The sequence below is a fragment of the Mycobacterium uberis genome (assembly GCF_003408705.1).
In the GTDB taxonomy this organism is placed as follows: domain Bacteria; phylum Actinomycetota; class Actinomycetes; order Mycobacteriales; family Mycobacteriaceae; genus Mycobacterium; species Mycobacterium uberis.
Genome location: NZ_QAYL01000008.1, coordinates 55510 through 79869, shown reverse-complemented (window position 1 = coordinate 79869; position 24360 = coordinate 55510). Strand labels below are relative to the sequence as shown.

Genomic DNA, 24360 nt, shown 5'->3' with positions numbered 1-24360 from the left:
TCACACTTGCGCTCCGACCGCGGTAAGTTCAGACATGATCTGTTCAGCTGTCCACGGTGCCAACAAAAATCCCGATCGGCCGTGGCCGGCGGCTACCAGCGTCCGGTTATCCAGGCGGTGCACAAGCGGCAGGTTGTCCGGTGTCGTTGGGCGCAGCCCAGCAGCGCACTCAGTCAATTCATACTCGCCCAACGCCGGCAGCACAGTACACGCATCGTCAAGCAGGTCACGCACTCCCGACACGACCGGAGCGTCGTCGCGGCCGTGTTCATACTGGGTGGCACCAACGACCACTCCGTCCGCACGCGGAACCAGGTAGATCTGCCGGCCATGAACCCGTGCTCGAATTATCCTGTGCAACAACGGCATACAACCATTTCTCCAGCGCAAGCGCAGCACTTCCCCCTTGACCGGACGGACCTGTAAGCCGGGCCACAACGCGGGAGCATCAATACCGTTGGCAATCACCACCGCATCTGCGTTGACACAGGACAGGTCGTTCACCGGCGCGGCCCACCGCACCCCTAGACGCTCGCAGTCTAAGTACAAGGCGTCAAGCAAAGCCCGGTTGTCCACCGCCAGCTCGGTCGATGTCCTAAAGCCATAGCGAATGCCTTGTGCCAGCAGGGGTTCGACGGCGCGAACAACTGACTCCCAGATCACCGGATGGCCTTGCACGGACAACCAGTCCGCAACCATGCGCAGGTCAGCGACATCGGCCTGGTCGACGGCCACCACCAGCGACTCACGTGCGGTAATCACCTCCGGCGCCAGCCCGTCGGTAAACGGTCCTTGGCGCCACAGCCGCAATGACTCGCACCCCAACTGTAACAACCGTTCCTCACCTGGCCAGCCTTCGCTGTACGGGGCCAGCATGCCCCCGGCAACCCAGGACGCGCCTTGCTCGCGGGTTCGGTGCACCAGCACAGACCATCCGGCCTGCGCTGCACGGCGTGCCACCGATACCCCGATAACACCACCGCCAATAACGGCCAGCGACCCCGCGGGTGGACCGGACGGCATCTTTCGGCCTCCCTTCGCCGGCATGATCCGGATCAAGTATGCAAGTATGACGGTAAGGCAGGCGTAGTCGCTCTCACTGTGCCCACTCTCAGCCCCGCATGTTCGAACTGCCCAGGACTCCCGTATCTGAATTCTTCAGTTCCCACGCTAGCGCGCTAGCGTCGCGGTGTGTACGAACCTCATGGACAGTCCGCAATCCGTCGAGTCACCCGTCTCGCCAAGGCGAGGCTGTACTTATGCACCGACGCGCGGCGTGAGCGCGGCGACTTAGCCCAATTTACCGACGCCGCCCTGGCCGGCGGAGTGGACATCGTCCAGCTACGCGACAAGGGTTCGGTCGGTGAACAACAGTTTGGCCCGTTGGAGGCACGCGACGAGCTGGCTGCGTACGATATCCTCGCCAACGCGGCGCAACGGCACAGTGCCCTGTTAGCGGTCAACGACCGCGCCGATATTGCCCGCGCGGCGGGCGCCGACGTGCTGCACCTGGGGCAGGGCGACCTGCCGCCCGCCGTGGCGCGGCAGATCGTGGGTCACCAAACGCTGATCGGCCTGTCCACCCATGACCGAGAGCAGGTTGCCGCGGCTGCAACCGCCTTAGATGCCGGAACGGTTGACTATTTCTGCGTCGGGCCTTGTTGGCCTACCCCGACTAAACCGGGCCGCCCGGCTGCGGGTCTTGAGTTGGTGCGAACCGCCACCGAACTCGCGGGCGACAAACCGTGGTTCGCTATCGGCGGTATCGACGCGCAACGGCTTCCCGACGTGCTCCATGCCGGTGCCCGCAGGATCGTGGTGGTGCGGGCAATCACCGCGGCCGCCGACCCGCGGGCCGCGGCCGAACAGCTCATGTCGACGCTGATAGCAACGAGCTAATCCGGTGACTTAGCTGCGACAGTGCCTGACCCGAGTCACCCGGCATGCACCAGACGAAGACTCCCGTCTCGATCTCCATCGTGCGAGGCAGACCCTGCCAACATTGATGGCCGTGATCTAGCGGCACAATGACTGGAGTGGTGCGCAGCCGCTGCCAGCTGGCGGCTAACCCGGGATGCAGCGGCAGGTCGGCCACCTCGAACTCAGCGATCCAGCGCAATTCGACACTTTCCTGGTTGGGTACGGTGGGCAACAACTCGCGAGCATCGGCGACAACCGTAGTGTAGGTCCACATACTGTCCCTGAGCGCGGAGATCTCGGCCGTCACCACCGTCGCGCGCACAGCGAATCGCTCTGCAGTTAGACCAGCCTCTTCGCGAGCTTCGCGGACCGCGGTCTCCTCGGGGGTCTCATAGCTATCCCGAGCGCCACCAAGCAAACCCCAGGTGCCGCCTTGATGACTCCACAACGCCCGATGTTGCAGTAACACCGCGGGGGTGCCGTCGGGCCGCGGTGCCCGGAGGAGCAGGCCGGCTGCGCCATACCGACCCCAGTAGTGGACGCCACTGTCGGATACCACCCATCCATCACCGTCACCCTGCACGTGTTTCAGGATATGCAGGCAATAAACCGCTCGGCGTACGGATCCACCTGACAACCTACAGAGCGACCACAGAGTTAATACCGACCAATTGGGTCCGGCATCCCACATCCGCGGCAACATTCTCTTAAAATTCGCTTATAGCGGTTCAAGACGGCCAACACAAAGATGCCGAAAGAATGAGGTCGGAGCAGACGTGACGGTTGAGCTGGCACACCCGTCGACCGAGCCGCTAGGGTCTCGGTCGACGGCCGAGCCGGCCCATCCACGCTGGTGGTTCGTCTCGACCACACCGGGCCGTATCTTGGCTATAGGCATCGTTTTGGCCACTCTCGGCGGCCTCAGCGCGTTCGCCACCTCGACGACCATCAACCACCGGCAGCAAGTATTGACCACCGTGCTTAGCCACACTGAGCCGCTGTCAGTCGCCGCTGGACGCCTTTACACCACGTTGTCAGTTGCCGACGCCGCGGCGGCCACCGCATTCATCGCTCAAGCTGAACCGCGCACCGTTCGGCTGCGTTACGAAGAAGCCATCACCGACGCCGCGGCTGCAGTGACCCGCGCGTCGAGCGGACTGACCGACGTCAGGCTAGTGGAATTGTTGAGCCGGATCAACGCCGAACTTGCCGTCTATACCGGGTTGATCGAGATTGCCCGAACAAATAACCGGGAAGGCAACCCGGTCGGATCGTCATACCTGTCGGAAGCGTCGGGGCTGATGCAATCGACAATCCTTCCTGCAGCACAAGAGCTCTACCGGGAGACATCAAACCGGGTGGATGGCGAAACTACCGCGTCCACTCAAATTCCACTCCCGGTGATTCTCATCGTCTCCACTACTGTGGTCTTCGGTGTGTTATCCCACCGCTGGCTGGCCCGGCGTACCAGGCGCCGGATCAACCCCGGTCTTGTGGTGGGCGCGCTTTGCATTCTCGTCATGGTGATATGGGTCGGAACCGCATTGACGATTTCCACGACCGCCAGCCGCAGTGCCAAAGACACCGCAGCCGAGTCGCTGAGAACCGTTACCGACGTCGAAATCACCGCTCAGCAAGCACGAGCTGACGAGACACTGTCGCTAATTCGACACGGCGATGATGAGAGCCGAAAAGAGTCGTTTTACACCCGCATCAACGCCATGCACCAAGAGATCGGACAATACTTGTCCCGCAACGACGCCGTCGACAAGGAAGACTTGCAAGGAGTCGACCAACTGTTGGTCCGCTGGCGACAGGCGAATGATCGTATGAACTCCTACATCTCAGTAGGTAACTATCGGGCTGCCACCAAGGTCGCGCTGGGTAGCGGTGAGAACGACTCCACCCCCGCATTCGACGAGCTCGACAACGAGTTAGTCAAGGCGATGGACCAAAGCCGGACCCGCTTGCGCCAGGATGTCCTTAGTGCGCGCAGTGGGTTATCCGGCGCCCAGGTCGGTGGCATGGTGCTCAGCCTGGGCGCCGCCATTGCGGTCGCCCTCGGCCTGTGGCCACGGCTAAAGGAGTATAGGTGACGACACACCAACCCAAGATCCAGCGAGCCTGCAGTGTGCTCGGGACGGCGATAGTGCTGACTGCTTGCGGCCATACGGAACCCCTGACGGTGGCCACCGTGCCAACGCTGCCGCCGCCCACACCGATCGGCATGGAGCAAGTGTCGCCGGAGCCCTCACTGCTGCCCGACAACACCGAACCAGACTGCGACCCGACCGCCAGCCTGCGCCCCTTCCCCACCAAAGCGGAAGCCGACGCTGCGGTGGCAGAGATCCGTGCCCGCGGCCGGCTGATCGTCGGGCTCGACATCGGCAGCAACCTGTTCAGTTTCCGCGACCCGATCACCGGCGAAATCACCGGGTTCGACGTCGACATCGCTGGCGAGGTGGCGCGCGACATCTTCGGCACCCCATCACATATCGAATACCGCATCCTGTCGACCGCAGAGCGCATCACTGCGCTGCAGAAATCAGAGGTCGACATTGTCGTCAAGACGATGACGATCACCTGCGAACGACGCAAGCTGGTGAACTTCTCCACCGTCTACCTCGACGCCAACCAGCGTATCCTCGCCCCGCGTGACTCACCAATCACGAAGCCTTCCGACCTGTCCAACAAACGCGTCTGCGTTACACGGGGCACCACCTCACTGCACCAGGTTCGCGAGATCACACCACCGCCGGTCATCGTATCGGCGGAGAACTGGGCTGACTGCCTAGTGGCGATGCAGCAGCGGGAGATCGACGCCATCAGCACCGATGACTCGATCCTAGCCGGGCTGGTCGAGGAAGACCCCTACTTGCACATCGCCGGGCCGAATATGGCTACCCAGTCTTACGGCATCGGGATTAACTTGGGCAATACCGCGCTAGTTCGGTTCGTCAACGGAACACTCGAACGCATCCGCAAGGACGGCACCTGGAACACACTGTACCGCAAGTGGTTGACAGTTCTAGGGCCAGCACCGGCCCCACCCACACCGAGGTATGTGGATTGATGGCCAAGTCCATGAAGAAAGAACACATCGCCCCCGATACAGAAGACGTGGGCCCAGCCACCCAGCGAACAGACCCGCCGTCCGGCGCAACGGAAGGGCGACCGCATGCCACCCAGGCGGTATTCCGGCCCGATTTCGACGACGACGATGATCCTCCGCATATCTCAGTGGACACCGAACCTCAAGAGCGGATAACGCCGGCGACTAGGGTGCTACCGCCGATTAGACAACTCGGCGGTGGACTCGTGGAGATCCGCCGGGTGCGAGATATTGATCCGCTTGAGGCCCTGATGACCAACCCGGTGGTGCCGGAATCCAAGCGGTTCTGCTGGAACTGCGGAGAGCCGGTCGGCCGGTCCGAGTCAGAGGACAAAAGGGCTCAAGGAGCTAAGGAGGGTTGGTGTCCCTACTGCGGCAGCCCGTATTCGTTCCTACCCCAACTGGGTCCTGGAGATACCATCGCCGGGCAATACGAGGTCAAGGGCTGCATTGCGCACGGTGGGTTGGGCTGGGTTTACCTGGCACTTGACCACAACGTCAACGACCGGCCGGTAGTACTCAAGGGCCTGGTGCACTCCGGTGACGCCGAGGCGCAGGCAATCGCGATGGCCGAACGGCAATTCCTCGCCGAGGTGGTACACCCGCAGATCGTTCAGATCTTCAACTTTGTCCAACACAAAGACACACATGGGGATCCCGTCGGCTACATCGTCATGGAATACATCGGCGGACAATCGCTGAAACGGGTTGCAAAAAAAGGCAAAACCGAGAAACTACCCGTCGCCGAAGCGATCGCCTACCTGCTGGAAATCCTGCCCGCCCTGAGCTATCTGCATTCCATCGGCTTGGTGTACAATGACCTGAAGCCAGAGAACATCATGCTCACCGAAGAGCAACTCAAGCTGATTGACCTAGGCGCGGTGTCGAGGATCAACTCATTTGGCTACCTCTACGGCACACCCGGCTATCAGGCGCCAGAGATCGTCCGAACCGGTCCGACGGTGGCCACCGACATCTACACCGTGGGCCGCACGCTCGCGGCGCTCACATTGAACCTGCGCACCCGCAACGGCCGCTACGTGGACGGGCTACCCGAAGACGATCCGGTATTGACCACCTACGACTCATTTGCCCGGTTGCTGCGCCGCGCCATCGACCCCGATCCACGGCACCGCTTCAGCTCCGCCGAGGAGATATCCGCGCAGCTGATGGGTGTGCTGCGAGAAGTGGTTGCCCAAGACACCGGGGTGCCACGGGCCGGCCTGTCGACTATCTTCAGCCCAAGCCGCTCAACATTCGGCGTGGACCTACTGGTCGCCCACACCGATGTGTATCTGGACGGCCGGGTGCATTCAGAGAAACTCACCGCCAAAGAGATCGTGACGGCACTGCAGGTTCCGCTGGTTGATCCGACCGATGCAGCAGCACCGGTGCTACAGGCGACGGTGCTCTCCCAGCCGGTGCAGACACTAGACTCCCTGCGCGCAGCCCGGCACGGTGCTCTAGATGCGCAGGGTATCGACTTATCCGAGTCGGTTGAGCTGCCGCTGATGGAAGTCCGTGCGTTATTGGACCTAGGCGATGTAACCAAGGCCACTCGGAAACTCGACGATCTGGCCGATCGGGTCGGCTGGCAGTGGCGGCTGGTCTGGTATCGCGCCGTCGCTGAGCTACTCACCGGCGACTACGACTCGGCCACCAAAGATTTCACCGAAGTGCTAGACACCTTTCCCGGTGAGCTAGCACCCAAGCTCGCACTGGCCGCCACCGCCGAGCTGGCCGGCGAGGCTGATGAGCACAAATTCTACCGGACGGTGTGGCGCACCAATGACGGTGTGATCTCAGCAGCTTTTGGGCTGGCTAGATTCCAGTCGGCGGAGGGCGATCGAACTGGCGCAGTGCGCACCCTTGATGAAGTGCCGCCTACCTCGCGCCATTTCACCACCGCGCGACTCACTAGTGCGGTGACCCTGCTGTCCGGCCGGTCAATGAACGAAATCACCGAGCAGCAGATCCGCGACGCCGCCCGGCGAGTGGAAGCGCTGCCACCCACCGAACCACGTGTGCTGCAGATCCGCGCGCTGGTATTGGGGGGGGCGATGGATTGGCTAGTCGATAACGAGGCCAGCACCAATCACATCCTCGGTTTCCCGTTCACGAAACACGGATTGCGGCTAGGTGTCGAGGCGTCGCTGCGCAATCTGGCCCGGGTCGCACCCACCCAACGGCACCGCTACACCCTGGTGGACATGGCCAACAAAGTGCGACCCACCAGTACGTTCTAGTAATCTTGGCTTCATCGAATGCGCGTCCAGCGCTTCGGCCGTGCATGCCAGGGCGCAGATTTCGCGGATTTACCTCCCCTAACGCATCCTGGACACCCTCAAGACACACTCGAACACCGAGTTGCCAGCGCGCGCCGCGCGATATCTGCGGGACGATCCTCCGCGACAACCCAGGCGATTATCCACCTATTCTGCTCGAGTATCTCGATCCGGCGGATGTATTTGACGTACTGCCGTCGGTCTGACCGATGTTGGTCACCGTCGCATTCGACTGCGACCAGGTACTCCTCCCAACCCGAATCCAAGTAAACAACCAGAATACTTTACAATAATCTAAAATTCGGTGTCTGCCTCCAAAGCATGGGAAACCGACGTCGATGAAAAGCAGTGGCAGGTAACTCTCCTAGTACGACTGCGTACCCAGGGCTACCAGCCCGAGTACGGTCTTCTAATTGCCGCAGGCCGCGTGCACCGCGGTGGTGCCTAGTGATACGCGTAATGTCTTTGATCTTGAAGCCCGCTACGCGGGCAAGCGCACCCAACCGTGTAACAGCCAAGCGGACTGTCCCCTCACTGGCCGATGCCGAAGGCGGTGTGCTCCGGTGTAGTAACCGCGAAACCAGCCACAGCCTGCGTCTCACCATCGAGCAATACATCACCTCGGATCAGCACACCTCGCAGTCCGCGCAGCTTGGTATGGATGAGCTCCACGGCGATGTCGCTGTTGATCCATTTGACACCGTGCAACGCCGCCACCAACTCGGTGACCGTTGGCCTCGCGGTTCGACACAGAGCCAGGCGGCGAAAATGCACTGCTGCAGAGAAAGCTCGACGCACTTCGACACGTAGATTTTGGGAAATACCGCACGGTACTGCGTCCGAAATTGGTTCCTACTCAATACCACGTCCGCCAATACCTCACTGCCGATAGATAGCCCCTACTCTCTCATGCTGTGAAGAATCACACGTCCGCCACGGATAGCTATTCACGTTGTCCACAGCACCGCCCCCGTGTTACAGCAACTTTGGCTTCACTATACGCTTTCCACCGTATCGGAAAGCACACTTACGCAGTCGCGAGCAATGGCCAGTTCTTCATTGGATTGGCATCGCCAGCAAAGCAATCCACGAATCATCCACAGAAATCTGCTATACACTTCTTCCAGGCACTGAAATTGCGGTACTTATCAAGTATCATAACCACTTCCCCAATACTGGTCAGTACATCACGGCGTACCTTCGTGTCATTTTCACCGACCCCTGTGGTGAAGCTCAGCACATCGGCGTATCCCAGTACCACCCGGTAGGCTCCCATACACTTACGTACTCGATGAATGAACACGCCATATGCAGATTGTGCTGAGCTATCGCATGATTCGATCATCGCGTGTAGCCGCCGAAAATCGTTCTCCCCTACTAGACCTACCAGCCCTGACCGGTGATTGAACATAGAATGGATCTCGCCGACACCTAATCTGGAAGCGGCGCCATAGGTAGCTGACAACATTAGAGTCTACATCACTACTGCGGGTGCCCATCACGCCAAACCCTCCAGCGACGTCAAGCCCATGGACGTGTTGGGTGGCCGACCGTCGGTAATCGCCGAAGCCGAGACACCGTTAACCAGGCGCAGCACAATCTGATTCAGACTATGGTCTGGCAGGTACAAAAGGGTGGCTTCCTGCTCACTAACATACCAACGCAACGTGCCATGAAATCCGTAGCGGCCAATCTGCCATTGTTCGGCCTGGCGACGATCAATCGTTTAGGTCGCAGCCGCTGATGGTAAGTCATAGAAGAAAGCGGTGTCGAACACCGTGATATACGGAATTTCTGACAGTCACTTCCGTACTATTTCGATTCCTTTCACCACGGGCTGATTATGCAGCGAAGCCAGTTCGGACAGCTGCTTAAGCCCAGCGGCGAGCGCATTATCCAGCAGTGTCGGATATTGGAACTCGTTGCCGCCGTGCGCCATCCGATGGACTAATCGCCATAAAACCACAGGCTTGCAGGTTGACGCCTTAGTCAAATAGCACATAGAATGTGCAGCACCGCGTCGTGGTCGGTAACCGAAAACCATTCCTCTCCTATCAGCTCGATTTGACCAGACGTGCGAGCCAGAGTTAAGCACCAGCACTAAGGCGGGACCGGATCTCAGTGGTCATGTATACCCTGCGTATAGATCACGGTGGTGGCCACGATGTCGACAATGTCTTCGACCAGCGCACCCCGAGAAAGATCATTGACCGGCCTATGCAAACTTTGCAGCACCGGACCAATCGCGATCGTCCTAGGCGTTTCGCTGCACTGCCTTGCAAGTGTTGTTGCCGGTGTTTAGATTGGGAAAGATCAGCACCGTCCGCGTTACCGGCCACCGGCGAATCAAACGTCTTAGTAGCCGGGGCGGCGTATTGGATGGGCCCCTCAACCGCCAACTGCGAATCCCGAATACGTACCAACTTCGTTGCTGCCCTGACCGTATCGCCATCAACTCCACTGCCAGAATCACCGATCGAGTAGGACAACATTGCTACTCGCGGATCAATGCCAAACTGTGCTGCAGTGCGCGCTGAGCATATCGCGATATCGGTCAATTGTTCGGATGTAGGTTTTGAAACGATTGCACAGTCACCGTATACAAGCACCCAATCAGACAGGCACATCAAGAAAAGACTGGACACCGTGGAGATGTCGGGTACCGTTCTGATACTCCCAGACCCTGGGCAAACAATTTGCCCGGTAGTGTGCGCAGCGCCAGATATCATGCCGGCGGCCATTGCGGTTGAACACCAGCATAGTGCCGAAATACGAGAGTTCTTGCACAATCTCGTGAGCACGTTCGACGATTATTCCTGACGCCTTGTGCAACTGGGCGAACTGATGGCGCAATTCACTGACGTGCGAATTGAGCATCTGCACGCCGTCCAAGTCGAATCCAAGTTCTGCTGATAGCAAGCGGATTTGGGCCTCATCACCTAAGATGGTTAGGTCGGCGACATGGCGCTAAAAGAGAAGGCCAGCAAATTTGAGAATGCAATCGTCTTCGCCTTCATGAAAAAGGATGTACTTGCTATCCGAACGAGCCTGCTGCAGACGATAAAGGAACATCTGTGATGTTATAACAGTTGGGATCAGGATAGCAAGCCGGGTCAACAGGTCTACGACATCAACATGGCGGCCTATCAGCGCCAATGCCGTGTCGATCTTACGCTGCACGGTTGCCGTGAATCGACCGCGAGCCGAGGCTGTCGCGTTGGCCGTCTCATAGGTACCCAATGTGGTGGCGATGATCGGCAATCTCAGACACAGCCCTGAGACCAGCGTCGTGATCGACGGATGTAGTTCGAACCCGTCGTTGAGGATGATGCACGAAAACGCCGGAAACCCTTCCGCAGCATGAGCACTGGTGATGGCAAGCATCACACCAGAGTGGTCGCTGGGAATAGTGACCGCCATCCCGCCGCGCAGCCGTTCTAGCACATGCTCGGCAGTCATCCCGGCGATCAACACGTCGGTGACCTCGCGGTCCCACAGCGGGGTGTCACCGCTAATCGGCGTCCCGGTCACGGCCATCGTCAGTTCAGTCACAGTCGGCGCCGACATCAATGGCTCGTCGAGCAGCACATAGCTGTGCGGGGTGAATGTGTGCAGTGCCTCACACACATTTTCGAGTTGTGCCTGGTAGCACCTATTGACCACCATCGCCGCGGCGTAGGCGCGCTGGGCGGCCAACTCTCCTAGGTACACACGGACAACATCGACAAGGTCGTCGGGGCTGCGCCCCTCAGCGTTCACCGCGAACAGCACGTGCGCGCCCAGATTGACTGCGATGCGCGCGTTTACCAAAAGTTCGGTGGGAGTAACCCCCACGCCCACGCCCAGGTCAGTGTAGTCGCTACTAACGATCACAACGGCGTCACATGCCTCGGCCATCGCGTGATATGCATCAACGATGTCAACGATGGCCGTGTCGGTGCCGGTGTGCAACTGTCGATAGGTCACGCCAATGCACTGCTGGCAGGGCAAACCCGCGGTGGTGTGAGCCAGCAGCAAGTTCCAGGATGTAATCGCGTGCGTCATCGACGCGAGTGATCGGCCGGAACACACCGACTTTGGCAACCGTAGCGGCAAGTCCGGGCAGGATCCCCAACGCGATCGTCGCCTTCCTGGACGTCAGTTCAGGCGTGGCAATATAGATCGCAAATTTGGCGACCACCCGCCCGTTTTCAGCCCAGCCGCCGCAGCTTGGGCGCCAGATCCGTCTCAAATAACTCAAGGAAACGGCGCTGGTCAGGACCAGGCGCATGAAACGTCAGATGGCTGAAGCCCCACGTCACGTATTGACCAATCTTTTCTACGACTTCGTCGGGGTCCGATGCCACGATCCAGCGCTTGGCAACTTGCTCGATCGGCAGTGCGTTGGCGGCTTTCTCCATCTCGATCGGGTCAGCAATGCTGTGCTTCTGCTTGGCTGTCAACGATAGCGGCGCCCAGAACCGAATGTTAGACAAAGCTAGCTCGGGGTCGGGGTCGTAGGATATTTTGATTTCGATCATCTTGTCGATGTCGTCAGCATCTCTATCAGCCGCTACCGCCCCTTCTCGGACAGCGGGAATTAACTTTTGAGTGTACAGCTCCTCGCCTTTGCCGGAGGTGCAGATTAAGCCATCGCCGGAGCAGCCAGCATATTTGGCCACCGCTGGGCCACCCGCGCCGATGTATATCGGCACGCCGCCTTCGGGTACGTCGTAAATCGAGGCTCCTCTGAGCTGGTAGTAATCGCCATCGAAGTCGACGCGGTCACCGCGCCACAGTTCCCGCATAAGTCGCACGGATTCGCGCAGACGGGCGAACCGCTCCTTGAACTCCGGCCAGGAACCCTTATACCCGGTAGCGATCTCGTTTAGCGCCTCACCGGTGCCGACTCCGAGAAAGACCCGATTCGGGTAGAGACAGCCCATGGTAGCGAAGGCCTGCGCGATAACAGCAGGGTTGTAACGAAACGTCGGAGTGAGCACCGAGGTGCCCAGCAGAATCCGCTTAGTGCGTTCGCCGACTGCAGTTATCCACGACAGTGAGAATGGGGCATGCCCGCCTTGGTGGCGCCATGGTTGGAAATGGTCACTGACAGTGGCGCTGTCCATCCCGTGAGTTTCGGCGGCAACCGCGAATTCGACCAATTCACGAGGTGCGAATTGTTCAGCTGACACTTTATAGCCAAGTCTCAGTTCAGCCACTCGTCCTTTCTACTCCTCGTGGCGATCGTAAGTGCGACCGAACCGGGCTCAGGAGACCGCAGACATCAGGCTTAAACTCTTTAGCATGGCAGCGGCGACTCTCTTCCAGGTCACCGACTCGGTGCATTTTGCGCGCGGTGACACGGTGAATTGGGCGTTGGTTGCCGATAACACCGGCGTCATATTAATAGACGCCGGCTATCCCGGCGACCGGGAAGACGTGCTGACCTCACTGAGCCAGCTTGGCTATGAGGCCTGTGACGTGCGCGCCATTCTGTTGACCCACGGGCACATCGACCATATGGGTTCGGCGATCTGGTTCGCCAACGTACACCGCACGCCGGTGTACTGCCATGCCGACGAGGTAGGCCACACCAAGCGAGAGTACTTCGAACAAGCCTCGCTGCTCGATATCGCGATGCGCATGTGGCAGCCTCGGTGGGCGATCTGGTCCATTCACGTGCTTTGTAGCGGCGGCCTGGTCCGCGACGGTATACCGGCCGCCCAACCACTGACCGCGGAGATAGCCGCCGGGCTACCGGGTCACCCGATGGCTATTTTCACTCCAGGGCACACCGGCGGGCATTGTTCGTACGTCGTCGACGAAGCGCTGATCAGCGGTGACGCACTGATCACCGGCCACCCGCTGCTGCGTCACCGTGGACCACAGCTACTGCCGGCAGTGTTCAATCATAGTCAGCAACAGTGTCTGCACAGCCTGAGTGCGCTAGGCATGTTGGAAACCCACATCCTGGCGCCAGGTCACGGTGAACTATGGCGCGGCTCCATCCGTGAGGCGACGGAAACGGCGTTAAAACGAGGCGCTGTCCTGACATGTTGAGTGACGCTGGAAATTAAAACATTAATTCTCTAAAATATTAATTTCCAGCGTCACTCAACATGTCAGGACAGCGCCCCAAAATCAACCCCACAACCAAAATAACAACACTACAGTAACTAACGCAGCTACCATCACAAAACTCACTACTGCACCCGTGAAACCAACTTCACGCAACACCATGCCAACCACCACAGTGCATAACCAAAAAACAACACCAGTAGGAACGACAAATACAAACCGCCACCAGCCATCCGATAACCATTCCGATAAGAAACGGCCACGATGTACCCGCAACACCAGTAACGGCAAGTCCTTCGACAGAACTGCAGCACCCAACAATGCAAAAACCAACACCGCAACGATATCGATACTAGCCACGCCAGCCCACACCACGATCACATACAACGAAACTACGCGACTCCTTAACCCTGCAACGACCACAAATCTAAATTCGTCAAAAATAAGCACAGATTCACACGAACAATCGGCCTACGATGACCAGAATCTAAATCAAATATCGGCACAGCAACAACACCAGTATTCACCAGGTAAGACAGCCAAATCGTGACCGTTGACCTAGACAGAGCCCCATAATCAACAACCTGAGCTAATCACCATACCAACAATAAACGTCACCAACCTAAATATTGATATTTATTTAAACCTACCGATTCATCAACACCACAACAAAAGCTAAGTCTAGTAACATCGCACGCATCATTTATTACCAACCAGAGAATAAATTTCAACAATAACTTTACGCTAACAAGCTGACCCTATAAGCAGACAAATACTACCCACTGTGAACCTACATCACCCACTCAACCCAGACATATCCCTATTCAATTACATGATCAGAATTTTTACATAGAGAAAATCGCCCCATACACGGATATAACAGTACATAAGCCATGCGCTACAACCTGGCTCACATCGAACTAAAAACCGCCGAATCCAGCATCAGATCAATAGTCTTGATGCAAAACTCGCTAGCAATTTTTGTGATCTAAAAAAGAAAATCCGAAAAGCACAAGCAACGCTAACTGCCACTGATGACCTGTTCGACTACTTCGAATTGACCGAGCCCAACGTCGGATCCCGTCCTGTCATAATGACAGCTCAGGTGCCATACAGCAGCTCGAATTAAGCAGTCAAGAGTCGCAAAATATGGACCATCAATAACTCGGTCACCGATGTTGCAATCATATAGACTGCTACCAACAAGGAAGACATCCCAAAGATCCAAAGTTTCATTAATACACTCCGAACGTCGATCACTAACAAACTAATGATCGACACTCGCCTACTCATCGAAGCAACATTACCCAAAACACGGGATCTCAAAGGACCGTTATTCTGCTCATCGGAGACACGCTCCGCTATTACTCTGAGGGACGATAAGAGCGACGCGGCCAGCCTGACAATCAGCGCTCAACTAATGTAATACAGCGCACCCAGTGCGATCGTAGAATCGCCGGATTTCGACTAAACCAAGCCAAACTCGTCAACATGACACTAGAACGACACAGAAATCAGCTGCTATCACTGCACCCCAGTCTCCTCAAAGAAGACATCGAGCTGCATTCCGAGCAAGTCAACTTCGACAAACTCAACAACACACATGAGGCGATCAAAATCCATCGGTCTACTTGAACAATATTAGGTGACAAAAATATATCGCTTAATTACCAGATTAAACAGCATATGGTCAATCTGGCATCAGAGTCTATCTACGAAAACACACCCGATATACATCAATTAATGCTGATCCAGATTTTACACGAATAATGATGTCTCTCGGCTGACAATTGTAATCGATAACAGAACATCGCCAGTTCCGTTCCCGTCGACAATTTTCACATCCAGCTGCACTACTCGACACACTTTACACAAACGATAATTACACCTATAGGTTAATAATCGTAATCACCAGCAGCTTGGCCGACGAAATTCACCAATAACAGCACCAATCACCGGTGATGGAAGTACCACAGCAAAGCGGCAGATGTCACAAAAGCTGAAAACCGTTGTCCAAGAGATCAGTAACTTGAACTCAACTCAATTAATCATGACTGCAACAAATGTCACCAACCCTGACCTTACCTCCCCTTCATATCATTGCAACGAACATCGGGATGCCAACAGAACAACACCGAGTCCGGCACACGTACCTATCGACAGGCAATGGGAAGCGCGATGCTGGTCATCACCAAGATTCTCATTCCCAGACGTCGACACGCTGACAGCTTGCGCCAAGTCCAGTTGACGTCTAGCCACAATGAGCAGGCTCAATTCGATATGCAACAGGAGCTGAATCTACTCCCGCCAACACTAAAATAACCACAGCGCCAAGACCTATTACATTTTGTTCACCGGCATCGCTTCAAACGCTCCACAGTGAACACAAACAGACTTATCGAAACAATGCGTCTGGATGGCTACAACTTAGCATATCAAGAGTATGCAGCACCAGCACAGTGCAATTCGATCCACGGAAACCGAGGTGAGTGCCAGCAAGCTCCTGGCCACCACTAGTCGCCATCGCGTCATAACCGTCCGAAACATATTCGGCTGCCTAAATTCGGCTAAGGCACTCAAACGAGCTGACGTTTACATACCCCCATCCCGAAGGCGACATTGCCCCGACCATTCGGTTGATTCTGCGTAAACAAAAGAACGTCCGGCTGTTGCTGGGTGAGGTCCAAACAATCAACCTGAACACAAAAACAGTCACGTTGAAATTGATCGATCTATAAATGATAATACCCTACGACAGCCTCATCCTGGCCGCCGGCACGCAGCAATCATGTTTCGGCAACGACAAGTTTGCTACCTTCGGGCCCGACATGAAGACCATCGACGATGCCCTGAAGTTGCGCGGTCATATCCTCAACGCGTTCGAGACCGCCGAAGTCACAACCAATCCGGCCAAGCGGGAACACTAGCTTGACGTTTTTCATCGTCGGTACCGTACCAACGGACGTTGAGACGGCCGGATAGATCCCCGAACTTATCAAACGAACCATAGCGGAAGCATTTCGAACCATTACGCCCAGTCAGTGCCGGGTGATCCTGCCCGACGCCGCTGGCGTCGAAACCAGCCCGCTAAGTAAGATGATCGCCGAACAATCCGACGACACCGAAATCGACTACGCAGGAAGGAAAATCGTGAAACCTGACCTCACTATCAAAGGACACCCGCACGTCTTTATGATCGGCGATCACATGTTAGTGCCCAGTGTGCCGAGGATAGCTTAAGAAGCTCTTTATGGAGAGCACACACTACGCCACCACAGTTATCAAACACTATAGTGAAAGGCCATTTCGAGCCGCCCAATCACAACCCCTTCAAGTACTTAAGCTCGAGTAGCATGGCAATAATTTCCCAGTACAGCACGGTCACACAGGTAGCAAGTATTAGAGTTTCGCCGGCTTCAATCACTTGGTTTGTTGGTGCTGCACCTATATTGCCTGGTCAGCCATCAGAATAGGGTCGCCGCCATATTCGATTGGAGATCTCCTTACTTAGGTAGCACTCGCAGACAGATCACCATTGCCGACTAGATAATCTATACCACACTGGTCATGAAATGGATGAAGCAACATACGCAGTCGCAAGAAGTTCTTGCCGCCGCTGGAAAAGTCGAACATACCGAACAATCGACCGCAGGCTAGCAATCGCGGGACCTTGGCGACGAAACGAATAGTTTTGTTCAGCAAGAGTAATCCCGACGTTACTCGGCTACTATCTCGACCAATAGCATGCCGGGTGGGCACCTCGTAGGCGCTCTTTCTTGAGTCAACGCCAACAAAACATATCATGACAGTATCCCGATACGATGCGGATTGCTCGTCAATGATCAACGACAGCCGCCCCAGCCTTACGTGAAACAACGTAGGGTCGTGACAGTCCTTGTTTGCTGACGCCCCATCGCGGGCGTGAAATCACTTTTGCCTCGGATGGCCCCCATCAATGACAGCACCACCGAACTTTGTCTGGCGCAACTAACTCAGAGCTTGATCGATATCAGCGATCAGATCGTCGGCGTCCTCGAGACCGACGGAGATGCGGACCACGCCGTCTCCGAGCCCGATCGCAGCACGGCCCTCCGGGCCCATCGCCCGGTGAGTAGTGGTAGCTGGGTGGGTTATAAGCGATTTGACGTCGCCAAGGTTGTTGGAAATATCAACCAGCCGCAGCTTGTCCAGTACCTCAAAAGCCCGGTGCTTGGCGGAGTCCTCCGGAGAATTGAGCGCAAAGGTAACCACCGTCCCGCCGCCCGACATCTGACGCTTCGCCAGGTCGTACTGCGGGTGCGATACTAGAAAAGGGTAGCGCACCCAACTCACCGCCGGATGCCGCTGCAAGAATTCAGCAATCCGGTGCGCCGAAGAATTACAGTGTTTAATTCTAATAGCAAGCGTTTCAAGTCCTTTCAATAATATCCAGGCATTAAAAGCACTCATAGCTGGGCCGGTATGGCGCATCAGTTTTTGCACAGGACCCTCAATGTACTCCTTGTCACCTAAGATGGCACCACCCAACACCCGCCCCTGACCGTCGATGTGCTTGGTACCGGAGTAGACCACCACATCAACCCCGAGCGGAAAACCTTGCTGCAGCAGTGGTGTAGAAAAAACGTTGTCCAGCACGACTTTTGCTCCCGAAGCGTGGGCCAGCTCAGCCACTGCGGCGATATCTACCAGCGACTGCATCGGATTCGACGGCGTCTCAAAAAACACAGCTTGAGTTGGCACCGAGAGCGCCTGCTCCCATTGCATGAGGTCGTCGCCGTCGACAAAGACAGTCTCGACACCCCAGCGTGGCAAAATCTCATTGCACACCACGAAACATGATCCAAACAAACTACGTGCGGCGACCAACCGATCACCGGCGGCCAACAACGCACCTAACGAAGTGAACACCGCGGCCATGCCGCTCGCGGTGGCGAACGCCGCCGAAGCCCCCTCTATCAGACGCAACCGTTCCTCGAACATCGCTACGGTAGGGTTGCCGTAACGAGAGTACACAAAGTGGTCCAGCTCGCCTGTGAAAGATTGCTCCGCAACTGCCGCCGATTCGTAGATGTAGCCAGACGTCAAATACATAGCCTCGGCAGTTTCTTCGAACTGAGACCGTAGAAGGCCCCCGCGCACGCCCATGGTTACCTGGCTGACGCCGTCCGGCAGCGTCTTAGGGTTGCGAACAGAACGGTCGCCGGTCATCTGCGCCACTCTACCCCCACGCGCGAGAGATGCCCCCACCTCATTACTGCCACGGGTTATAGCTTCTTCCACGGCAATCCAACTGCCTGCCAACCTGTTTCACCGCGGCTACCTTCCACATTGAGATGACCCTCGAAGCCATCTAACACGCTGTAAGATGGAGTGATCCCCGCCTCAGTCGCGACCTGCGCGGCACCAATAGAGCGGTTCCCCGAACGACACAAGAACACCACCGGGCGCTCTCCCTGCTCGACGTTTCCAGGCGGTATCTGCTCCTGCAGTTCAGCGAGAAAATTCTTGTTTGGCTGCCCGTCAGATGTGTTCCACTCGATGTACACCACCTCACGGCCCAAGCTCGACACGTCGGGTACCCCAACAAATCGCCACTCAGCATCACTGCGTACGTCGACCAACACCGCGTGCGGGTTATCGCTGAGCGTTTTCCATGCCTGCAAGGGCGTGATATCTCCTGCATAGGGACGATTCATATCTGTGCTCATAAGTGCTTACCTGGTACTTTCCACCCACTCCGGTTCCTGATATCAACACCTGAGAGCCATCCCCAGGGATCCCGAAAGAGCAAACCCGTCAATAAGCATATCCACGAGTGTGCCACGTCGTCCTGCCTGGTAACGGTTCCTCCGGTAATCAGCCGAGAGGACAGGCGATGTCCGAGGTGTACGCCCCGATTGTTTAGTTCGACGGGCCGCGAGCTCGTCACGTAGCGCGGCTATCACAGTCGAGGTTACGGCAGCGATGCGCTGTTATGAAAACAGGTGGTATTCCGGCGAGTGGGTGTGTTGCAGCAATACGAGCGTACTCATCAGGGTGAGTATTGCAACGGGCTGTTGATGGAACTGCTTACATGTGACTTCGACACGGAAATAGTTGAATGCCAACGTATATAGGTAATATCAGGCGATCCGTTATGTCGTGTTGAACTCTTCGAAGTAGCAATTTGGCTACTTGGAAATCGAATTGGACATAGTCGGCTTCATCAGGGCAGAACAGACTACGGACACCCATAGCGGGCTGCGATGCGTCTTCCGTTCCAGCCGAAGTAGTTTCGCCTCACTGATGCGTCGAGTGTTTCTCCACTGACATTTAAGACTTTAACAGCTGAGTGAGACAACCTCCCGGGTAACTCACCCGCATGTTCGACTGTGCCACGACAAACTCACGGCTGGCAACGTCTGCACAGCACATTCGCCACCTTGCGAACTCAATCACATGCGATCGCCAGATCTGATGCCGTGGCCAGTGCAACTGCCAGCATACGCGTGCCCTCGGTGGGTCACCTGGATGGATCAAGCATCTAGAGATCGTTTTCTGGTACATCAAGCGCACCAGTTAACGTATCGGTGCTCAGCGATCCACCCACTGCCACCGACCCCACTTCGTTGTCCGCTCTTATTACGCGAGCGATATCCGGTGAAGCCATCATGACGTCCACCGGAACACCCAAAATGACCCGGGCCTACAACTCAAAAACCGGCAACGACTAAATAAATTACAGTACAATTCAGGCGCTCTCGTTAGAGTATGCTGTCACGTCAGCGAAGTACACTTCATCGCCGTTGATAATTAACTCGACGCTGAAGACACTGCGTCCACTGAGCGCCTGAACGATGCGCACACTGATCGACTTGGCCGCGCTGGCAGTGGCAGGACTCATTTGCCTGCAGTTGCCAGAATTCCAACACGTCAGCTTCGGCGCTGCGACGACATATAGGCGTGCAGAACTCGATGACCGCACCCGGCTGGCTCTCTATACACACGACGAGCAGGCTGACGTGAAGCTCGATCTCGACCATCTTTTCCGCTAACACACAAGGCCGTACTCCCCCGTCTCACGCCCTACAGCACACCACCAGCCGAGCTCGAGACCGTCGGGCCCCGAGACACCGCCAAGTGTCCCTGGCCGACCACTCCTGCAACCAGTCTCATCAGCAACGGATACCCAACGCGTCCGACCACCGCCTTGAGTGCACCGATTGATCCAACGAACCAGAACGGTGCGGTGGGCAAGCCGAGCTGGCCGGCAGCCAGCTGGCGCAGCCCCTCCCGGTCGGCGGTGAGCCGGACGCTGCGATCGCTGGGCACCAGCTCGGTGAAGTCATTTTCAGTTTGAACACTGATCGCATCGAGGACATCCAGCGAGATCGCGTCGGATGCTGTCACCACGAAGTCTGGTTGCAGCCGTTCGACCGCCGCCGCGACCTCGTCGACATCAATCCTCATGATCACCAGCGACTGGTCGGCCACCTCGTGCGCAAGCGCACCGGCATACCCTTCGACAGCAATCACCCGCACGTCAAGTCGTCGCAGAGTGATTGTCAGCTCCCGGCTGCACTCACCCGAACCCAGCAACATCATCCAGGGCCTGTCGTCAAAGCTGGGTTGGACTTCATCACCAGGTGCATCGTCATCGGCGGCGGGCTCCTTGTTGCGCTGACAGACGACCACAACTGTCGTCGTTTTGTCCGCTGCGGGAATCGACAGGTGCTCGTATGAGTTAAGTGGGATCGTGTAGCCCGTCAGTCAACCCATCAGTCACCAGCTCACTCTCTCGCTCCGTCGGTTGGCTCCACAGCCAAGGGCAAACATGCATGTTGTTCACGAGTAGGGGCGCTTGGCGCGGAACTAGCGACATCCCCAGCGGACACTATCGAAGCAGCCCTCATAAGATAAAATTCTGTTTCGGATGAATTTTTTGTATTTTTGTGCAACTCTGTTGAAGTCGCCCTCTTTCTGTGTCAGCGAGGAGTGGCAGGCCAGTGAGTGCCTAGTAATGACTCAGCCACGCCTGTCGCCGATTTAGCGGATACCTGGCACCAGCAGCCAGGAATCCGAGCACCTAAAGCTCCTCTAACCGACAAGAAGCCCGTTACGGATCTGAAAGTTCGTTAAGAAGAAGTCCATGTACGTCGTGACGATACAACCGGAAATGCCAAATATGGCCTCAAGCAATTTGTACAGCACCAGCCAGGCGATGAACCCTCTCAAGGCTGCCGCGGCCGGTCTTACAACCGAGGTGATATCCGCCGCCTACGACGAGCTTCGGCACTAACAACGCTACTGTTTACTCTCTACAGCTAAAACTATCAAACTGCTGCGATTCACAACCAGTCTGCGGCTATGCTGGCCATGCAATACAGGCTCATATGCGGACACCGAGACCGCTAACGCGGTCGCCACGATTCTGGGAGGAAGCTAGCATTGGTGGATTCGGTGCACTGCACCCGGAAATCAACTTCGCCAGAATTTACTCCGACCACGGCTCGAGGCCGCTGATAGCCGCAGCAACAACCTAGCAGTCTATTCGACACCAGTGCCCCTAGCGGCAATCGCAATCAACTGCAGCATGGTGATCCCTCTGATCACAGACCAACATCCTGAGCCAAAACACCCCGACAATCGCAACCATCGAAACTCAATACGGCGAAATACGCTATCAGGACATCGCCGCAATGGAAAGCTACGCAGGCTCCTTGATAGTTGCATTGGAGTTGACGCCGTTAACCTGCGCCACCGCAGACCTTCGACACGGAGGCGCTAACGAGTCAAACGATGACAACGGCGGCGCGGCCAGCGAAACCGAACACACCCGCTGTTCTTGCGGCAAACGTATCCAGCCTACCGGAGGGCCCGCCATCCGGGGTCGTGGTGAACCTGGTCACCACCCTGACAACTATGCCAGGAGGCGACCATCAGCGTAATGCTACCGCCGCAGAACCAATAACCGTCCGGCTAAAAAATCCCCCTTAGGGCTGCCCAGCGAGTAACCGCACTATCAGGCCGTTGTCTTCGGCGAGCAGCATATCATCACCGTCGACCAGTTCTGCGGGCACAAACGCCTCGCGTAACCCTCGGTCCTGGCGACCCGTCCCCACATCACCAATATCGCATCAACCGAGGTGATCTTGCGGTAGTCCACGTGCAGGAAAGCCGTCGGGCTGATCGACCGTACCGTGGCATGCGCAATTAGGCCGAGCAGTATGATAAAATATTGTTAGCAATATATCGCCGTGTACTGCGTAGCTGCCCCCGACATTGAAATCGGGTGAAATATCCGGTCATTATCGATACCGTCGGAAATGTATTGGATCAACGTGCAAGACGGCAGGAGACTGCCCATGCCTGGTATGTCCGGTGCCTCATCTTCGTTCGGCGGCAAACGGGCCGAGCAAACCTACCAATGCCGCGGCGCGGTCGACGACATCGTCCCATACCTCGTCGCTGTCGCTGGAGTCAGTGGACACTGTCAGGTCTTGCAAAGCGGTGCATGGTTGCCGCGAATCGGCGAAAACGCACACCTGAGGTAGTCGGCCCGTGTTCCGGAAAGTCGCCATAATGTTCGTATTCAGGTTCTTCTGAAGGTAGATCTTCTGGGCCCAGGAACGATGGAGTTGGTCACGGACGGTTCCGCAAAACGTCGCGGCGCACAATGGTCTGATCCCGTCCTGGACCTACACCGATGCACGAAACTTGTGCTCCAGCAAGCTCTTCCAGCCTCAATACATAGTCACGGGCTTTGCCGGGCAGGTCCTCAAATTCCCGGGCTCCAGAGATATCTTCCCACCAACCCAGCAGCTCCTCATAGATCGGCTCGGCACGGGCGAGATCACTTTGGGTAATCGGCATATCGTGGGTACGCACGCCGTTGATCCGATAGCCGACGCAGACTGGCACAGTTTCCAAACTGGACAGCACGTCAAGCTTGGTCAGGAAGTAGTCAGTAATCCCGTTGACCCGGGTGGCGTAACGGGCGATCACGGCGTCGAACCACCCACAGCGCCGTCGTCGTCCCGTCGTCACGCCGATCTCGCCGCCGGCTTTGGCTAGGTATTCACCATTCTCGCCGAACAGCTCGGTGGGAAACGGGCCAGAGCCCACCCGCGTGGTGTAGGCCTTGAGGATGCCCAGCACGGTACGAATCCGAGTCGGGCCAATACCAGAGCCCACCGCTGCACCGCCCGCCGTCGGATTCGACGACGTCACATACGGGTAGGTGCCGTGATCAACGTCTAGCAGGGTGCCTTGCGAGCCTTCCAACAGCACCGTATCACCGACCTCCAAGGCAGCATTGAGCAGCAGCCGAGTGTCAGCAATGCGATGCCGAAATTGCTGCGCCTGCTGTAGCAGCGTCTCAACAACCTGCGACGGGTCCAATGCCTTGCGGTTGTAGATCTTAACCAGCACCTGGTTTTTGAACTCGAGCGCGGCTTCGATCTTGTGGGTCAACTCCTCAGGGTCTAAGACGTCGGCAACCCGTATTCCCATGCGGGCGATTTTATCCTGGTAGCATGGCCCGATACCGCGGCCGGTGGTGCCAATCTTCTTGCTACCCATGTAACGCTCGGTGACCTTGTCTATAGCTACGTGGTAGGACATAAGCAGATGAGCATCGGCGGAAATCAACAGCCGGGAAGTGTCGACACCGCGATCTTGGAGGCCCTGCAGTTCGCTGAGCAACACACCGGGGTCGACCACCACACCGTTGCCGATGATGTTGGTGACGCCGGGTGTTAGCACCCCCGACGGGATCAGATGCAGTGCGAAGTTCTCGCCGGTCGGCAAAACGACGGTGTGCCCGGCGTTATTGCCACCCTGATAACGCACCACCCACTGCACGCGTTCACCAAGCAGGTCTGTGGCCTTACCTTTGCCCTCGTCGCCCCACTGGGCGCCGATGAGGACGATTGCCGGCATGACTTGCTCCCACCTAATCCCGCCTATCTATTGTGGTCCAGCCGGTGATCCACCCTAGCCCAG

At 56.9% G+C, this 24360-nt stretch carries 18 protein-coding genes and 4 pseudogenes; 10 read left to right on the top strand and 12 right to left on the bottom strand.

Going from position 1 to position 24360, the window contains the following annotated elements:
* Positions 1-1023 (bottom strand): glycine oxidase ThiO, encoded by a 1023-nt coding sequence (gene thiO / locus MUBE_RS06915; RefSeq protein ID WP_116539971.1) that lies wholly within the window; start codon positions 1021-1023, stop codon positions 1-3.
* A 168-nt stretch (positions 1024-1191) separates the two neighbouring features.
* On the opposite strand from thiO, the gene thiE reads away from it, so the two are divergent.
* Positions 1192-1899, top strand: coding sequence for a thiamine phosphate synthase (gene thiE / locus MUBE_RS06910; RefSeq protein WP_424399053.1), 708 nt, complete (start codon positions 1192-1194; stop codon positions 1897-1899).
* Here the strand turns inward: thiE and MUBE_RS06905 are convergent.
* Positions 1871-2503 (bottom strand): NUDIX hydrolase, encoded by a 633-nt coding sequence (locus MUBE_RS06905; protein WP_207801673.1) that lies wholly within the window; start codon positions 2501-2503, stop codon positions 1871-1873. The genes thiE and MUBE_RS06905 overlap by 29 nt on opposite strands.
* Positions 2504-2696: 193 nt before the next feature.
* Here MUBE_RS06905 and glnX point away from each other — a divergent pair, with 193 nt between their 5' ends.
* The 4 genes from glnX (at position 2697) to MUBE_RS17645 (ending at position 7765) form a co-directional block, all read left to right on the top strand.
* Positions 2697-4016: a protein kinase G-activating protein GlnX gene (gene glnX, locus MUBE_RS06900; RefSeq protein ID WP_116539970.1), complete on the top strand. Its 1320-nt coding sequence runs from the start codon at positions 2697-2699 to the stop codon at positions 4014-4016.
* The gene (locus MUBE_RS06895) at positions 4013-4993 is read left to right on the top strand and encodes a glutamate ABC transporter substrate-binding protein (RefSeq protein ID WP_116539969.1); all 981 of its coding nucleotides are present in this window, start codon (positions 4013-4015) and stop codon (positions 4991-4993) included. The genes glnX and MUBE_RS06895 overlap by 4 nt, the downstream gene beginning before the upstream one ends.
* Complete coding sequence (locus tag MUBE_RS06890) at positions 4993-7278, top strand: serine/threonine-protein kinase PknG (protein ID WP_116539968.1); 2286 nt, start codon at positions 4993-4995, stop codon at positions 7276-7278. The genes MUBE_RS06895 and MUBE_RS06890 overlap by 1 nt, the downstream gene beginning before the upstream one ends.
* Before the next feature lie 343 nt (positions 7279-7621).
* A complete protein-coding gene (locus MUBE_RS17645; protein WP_243632914.1) occupies positions 7622-7765 on the top strand; it encodes a hypothetical protein in 144 nt (47 codons plus the stop codon).
* 83 nt (positions 7766-7848) lie between these two features.
* On the opposite strand, the gene MUBE_RS17640 is transcribed toward MUBE_RS17645, so the two are convergent.
* From MUBE_RS17640 to fgd, 4 genes and pseudogenes are all read right to left on the bottom strand, one after another.
* Positions 7849-8115 (bottom strand): hypothetical protein, encoded by a 267-nt coding sequence (locus tag MUBE_RS17640; RefSeq protein ID WP_243632913.1) that lies wholly within the window; start codon positions 8113-8115, stop codon positions 7849-7851.
* Positions 8116-8410: 295 nt separating this feature from the next.
* Positions 8411-9256, bottom strand: a pseudogene (locus tag MUBE_RS20105) (acetate kinase).
* A gap of 179 nt (positions 9257-9435) precedes the next feature.
* Positions 9436-11497 (bottom strand): annotated as a pseudogene (gene pta / locus MUBE_RS18945) (phosphate acetyltransferase).
* Between the two features lie 10 nt (positions 11498-11507).
* Positions 11508-12518, bottom strand: a complete 1011-nt coding sequence (fgd, locus tag MUBE_RS06860; RefSeq protein ID WP_116539964.1) for a glucose-6-phosphate dehydrogenase (coenzyme-F420) — start codon at positions 12516-12518, stop codon at positions 11508-11510.
* A gap of 85 nt (positions 12519-12603) precedes the next feature.
* Between fgd and MUBE_RS06855 the strand changes: the two genes are divergently transcribed.
* On the top strand, positions 12604-13359 hold the full coding sequence (locus tag MUBE_RS06855; protein WP_116539963.1) for an MBL fold metallo-hydrolase: 756 nt from the start codon (positions 12604-12606) through the stop codon (positions 13357-13359).
* A gap of 81 nt (positions 13360-13440) precedes the next feature.
* Here the strand turns inward: MUBE_RS06855 and MUBE_RS06850 are convergent, their stop codons facing one another.
* Positions 13441-13758: a DUF3054 family protein gene (locus tag MUBE_RS06850; RefSeq protein ID WP_243632918.1), complete on the bottom strand. Its 318-nt coding sequence runs from the start codon at positions 13756-13758 to the stop codon at positions 13441-13443.
* Positions 13759-15820: 2062 nt separating this feature from the next.
* Between MUBE_RS06850 and MUBE_RS20100 the strand changes: the two are divergent.
* Positions 15821-16666, top strand: a pseudogene (locus tag MUBE_RS20100) (NAD(P)/FAD-dependent oxidoreductase); the annotation flags it as partial.
* A 698-nt stretch (positions 16667-17364) separates the two neighbouring features.
* On the opposite strand, the gene MUBE_RS06840 reads toward MUBE_RS20100, so the two are convergent.
* A complete protein-coding gene (locus MUBE_RS06840; protein WP_116540013.1) occupies positions 17365-18585 on the bottom strand; it encodes an O-succinylhomoserine sulfhydrylase in 1221 nt (406 codons plus the stop codon).
* A 56-nt stretch (positions 18586-18641) separates the two neighbouring features.
* Complete coding sequence (locus MUBE_RS06835; protein WP_116539962.1) at positions 18642-19085, bottom strand: rhodanese-like domain-containing protein; 444 nt, start codon at positions 19083-19085, stop codon at positions 18642-18644.
* Between the two features lie 1128 nt (positions 19086-20213).
* Between MUBE_RS06835 and MUBE_RS17615 the strand changes: the two genes are divergently transcribed.
* Positions 20214-20411 carry a hypothetical protein gene (locus MUBE_RS17615; RefSeq protein ID WP_243632909.1) on the top strand — a complete coding sequence of 66 codons (198 nt, stop codon included), beginning with the start codon at positions 20214-20216 and terminating at the stop codon, positions 20409-20411.
* Positions 20412-20442: 31 nt separating this feature from the next.
* Here the strand turns inward: MUBE_RS17615 and MUBE_RS17610 are convergent, their stop codons facing one another.
* Entirely contained in the window at positions 20443-21051 is a 609-nt protein-coding gene (locus MUBE_RS17610) for a hypothetical protein (protein WP_243632908.1), read from the bottom strand.
* A gap of 463 nt (positions 21052-21514) precedes the next feature.
* Here MUBE_RS17610 and MUBE_RS06825 point away from each other — a divergent pair, with 463 nt between their 5' ends.
* A complete protein-coding gene (locus tag MUBE_RS06825; RefSeq protein ID WP_165849744.1) occupies positions 21515-21655 on the top strand; it encodes a PE domain-containing protein in 141 nt (46 codons plus the stop codon).
* A gap of 322 nt (positions 21656-21977) precedes the next feature.
* Positions 21978-22304, top strand: a complete 327-nt coding sequence (locus MUBE_RS06820) for a hypothetical protein (protein WP_116539960.1) — start codon at positions 21978-21980, stop codon at positions 22302-22304.
* Between the two features lie 45 nt (positions 22305-22349).
* On the opposite strand, the pseudogene MUBE_RS20095 reads toward MUBE_RS06820, so the two are convergent.
* Positions 22350-22983 (bottom strand): annotated as a pseudogene (locus tag MUBE_RS20095) (hotdog family protein).
* Between the two features lie 15 nt (positions 22984-22998).
* Positions 22999-24297: an adenylosuccinate synthase gene (locus MUBE_RS06810; RefSeq protein WP_116539959.1), complete on the bottom strand. Its 1299-nt coding sequence runs from the start codon at positions 24295-24297 to the stop codon at positions 22999-23001.
* Positions 24298-24360 lie beyond the last annotated feature (63 nt).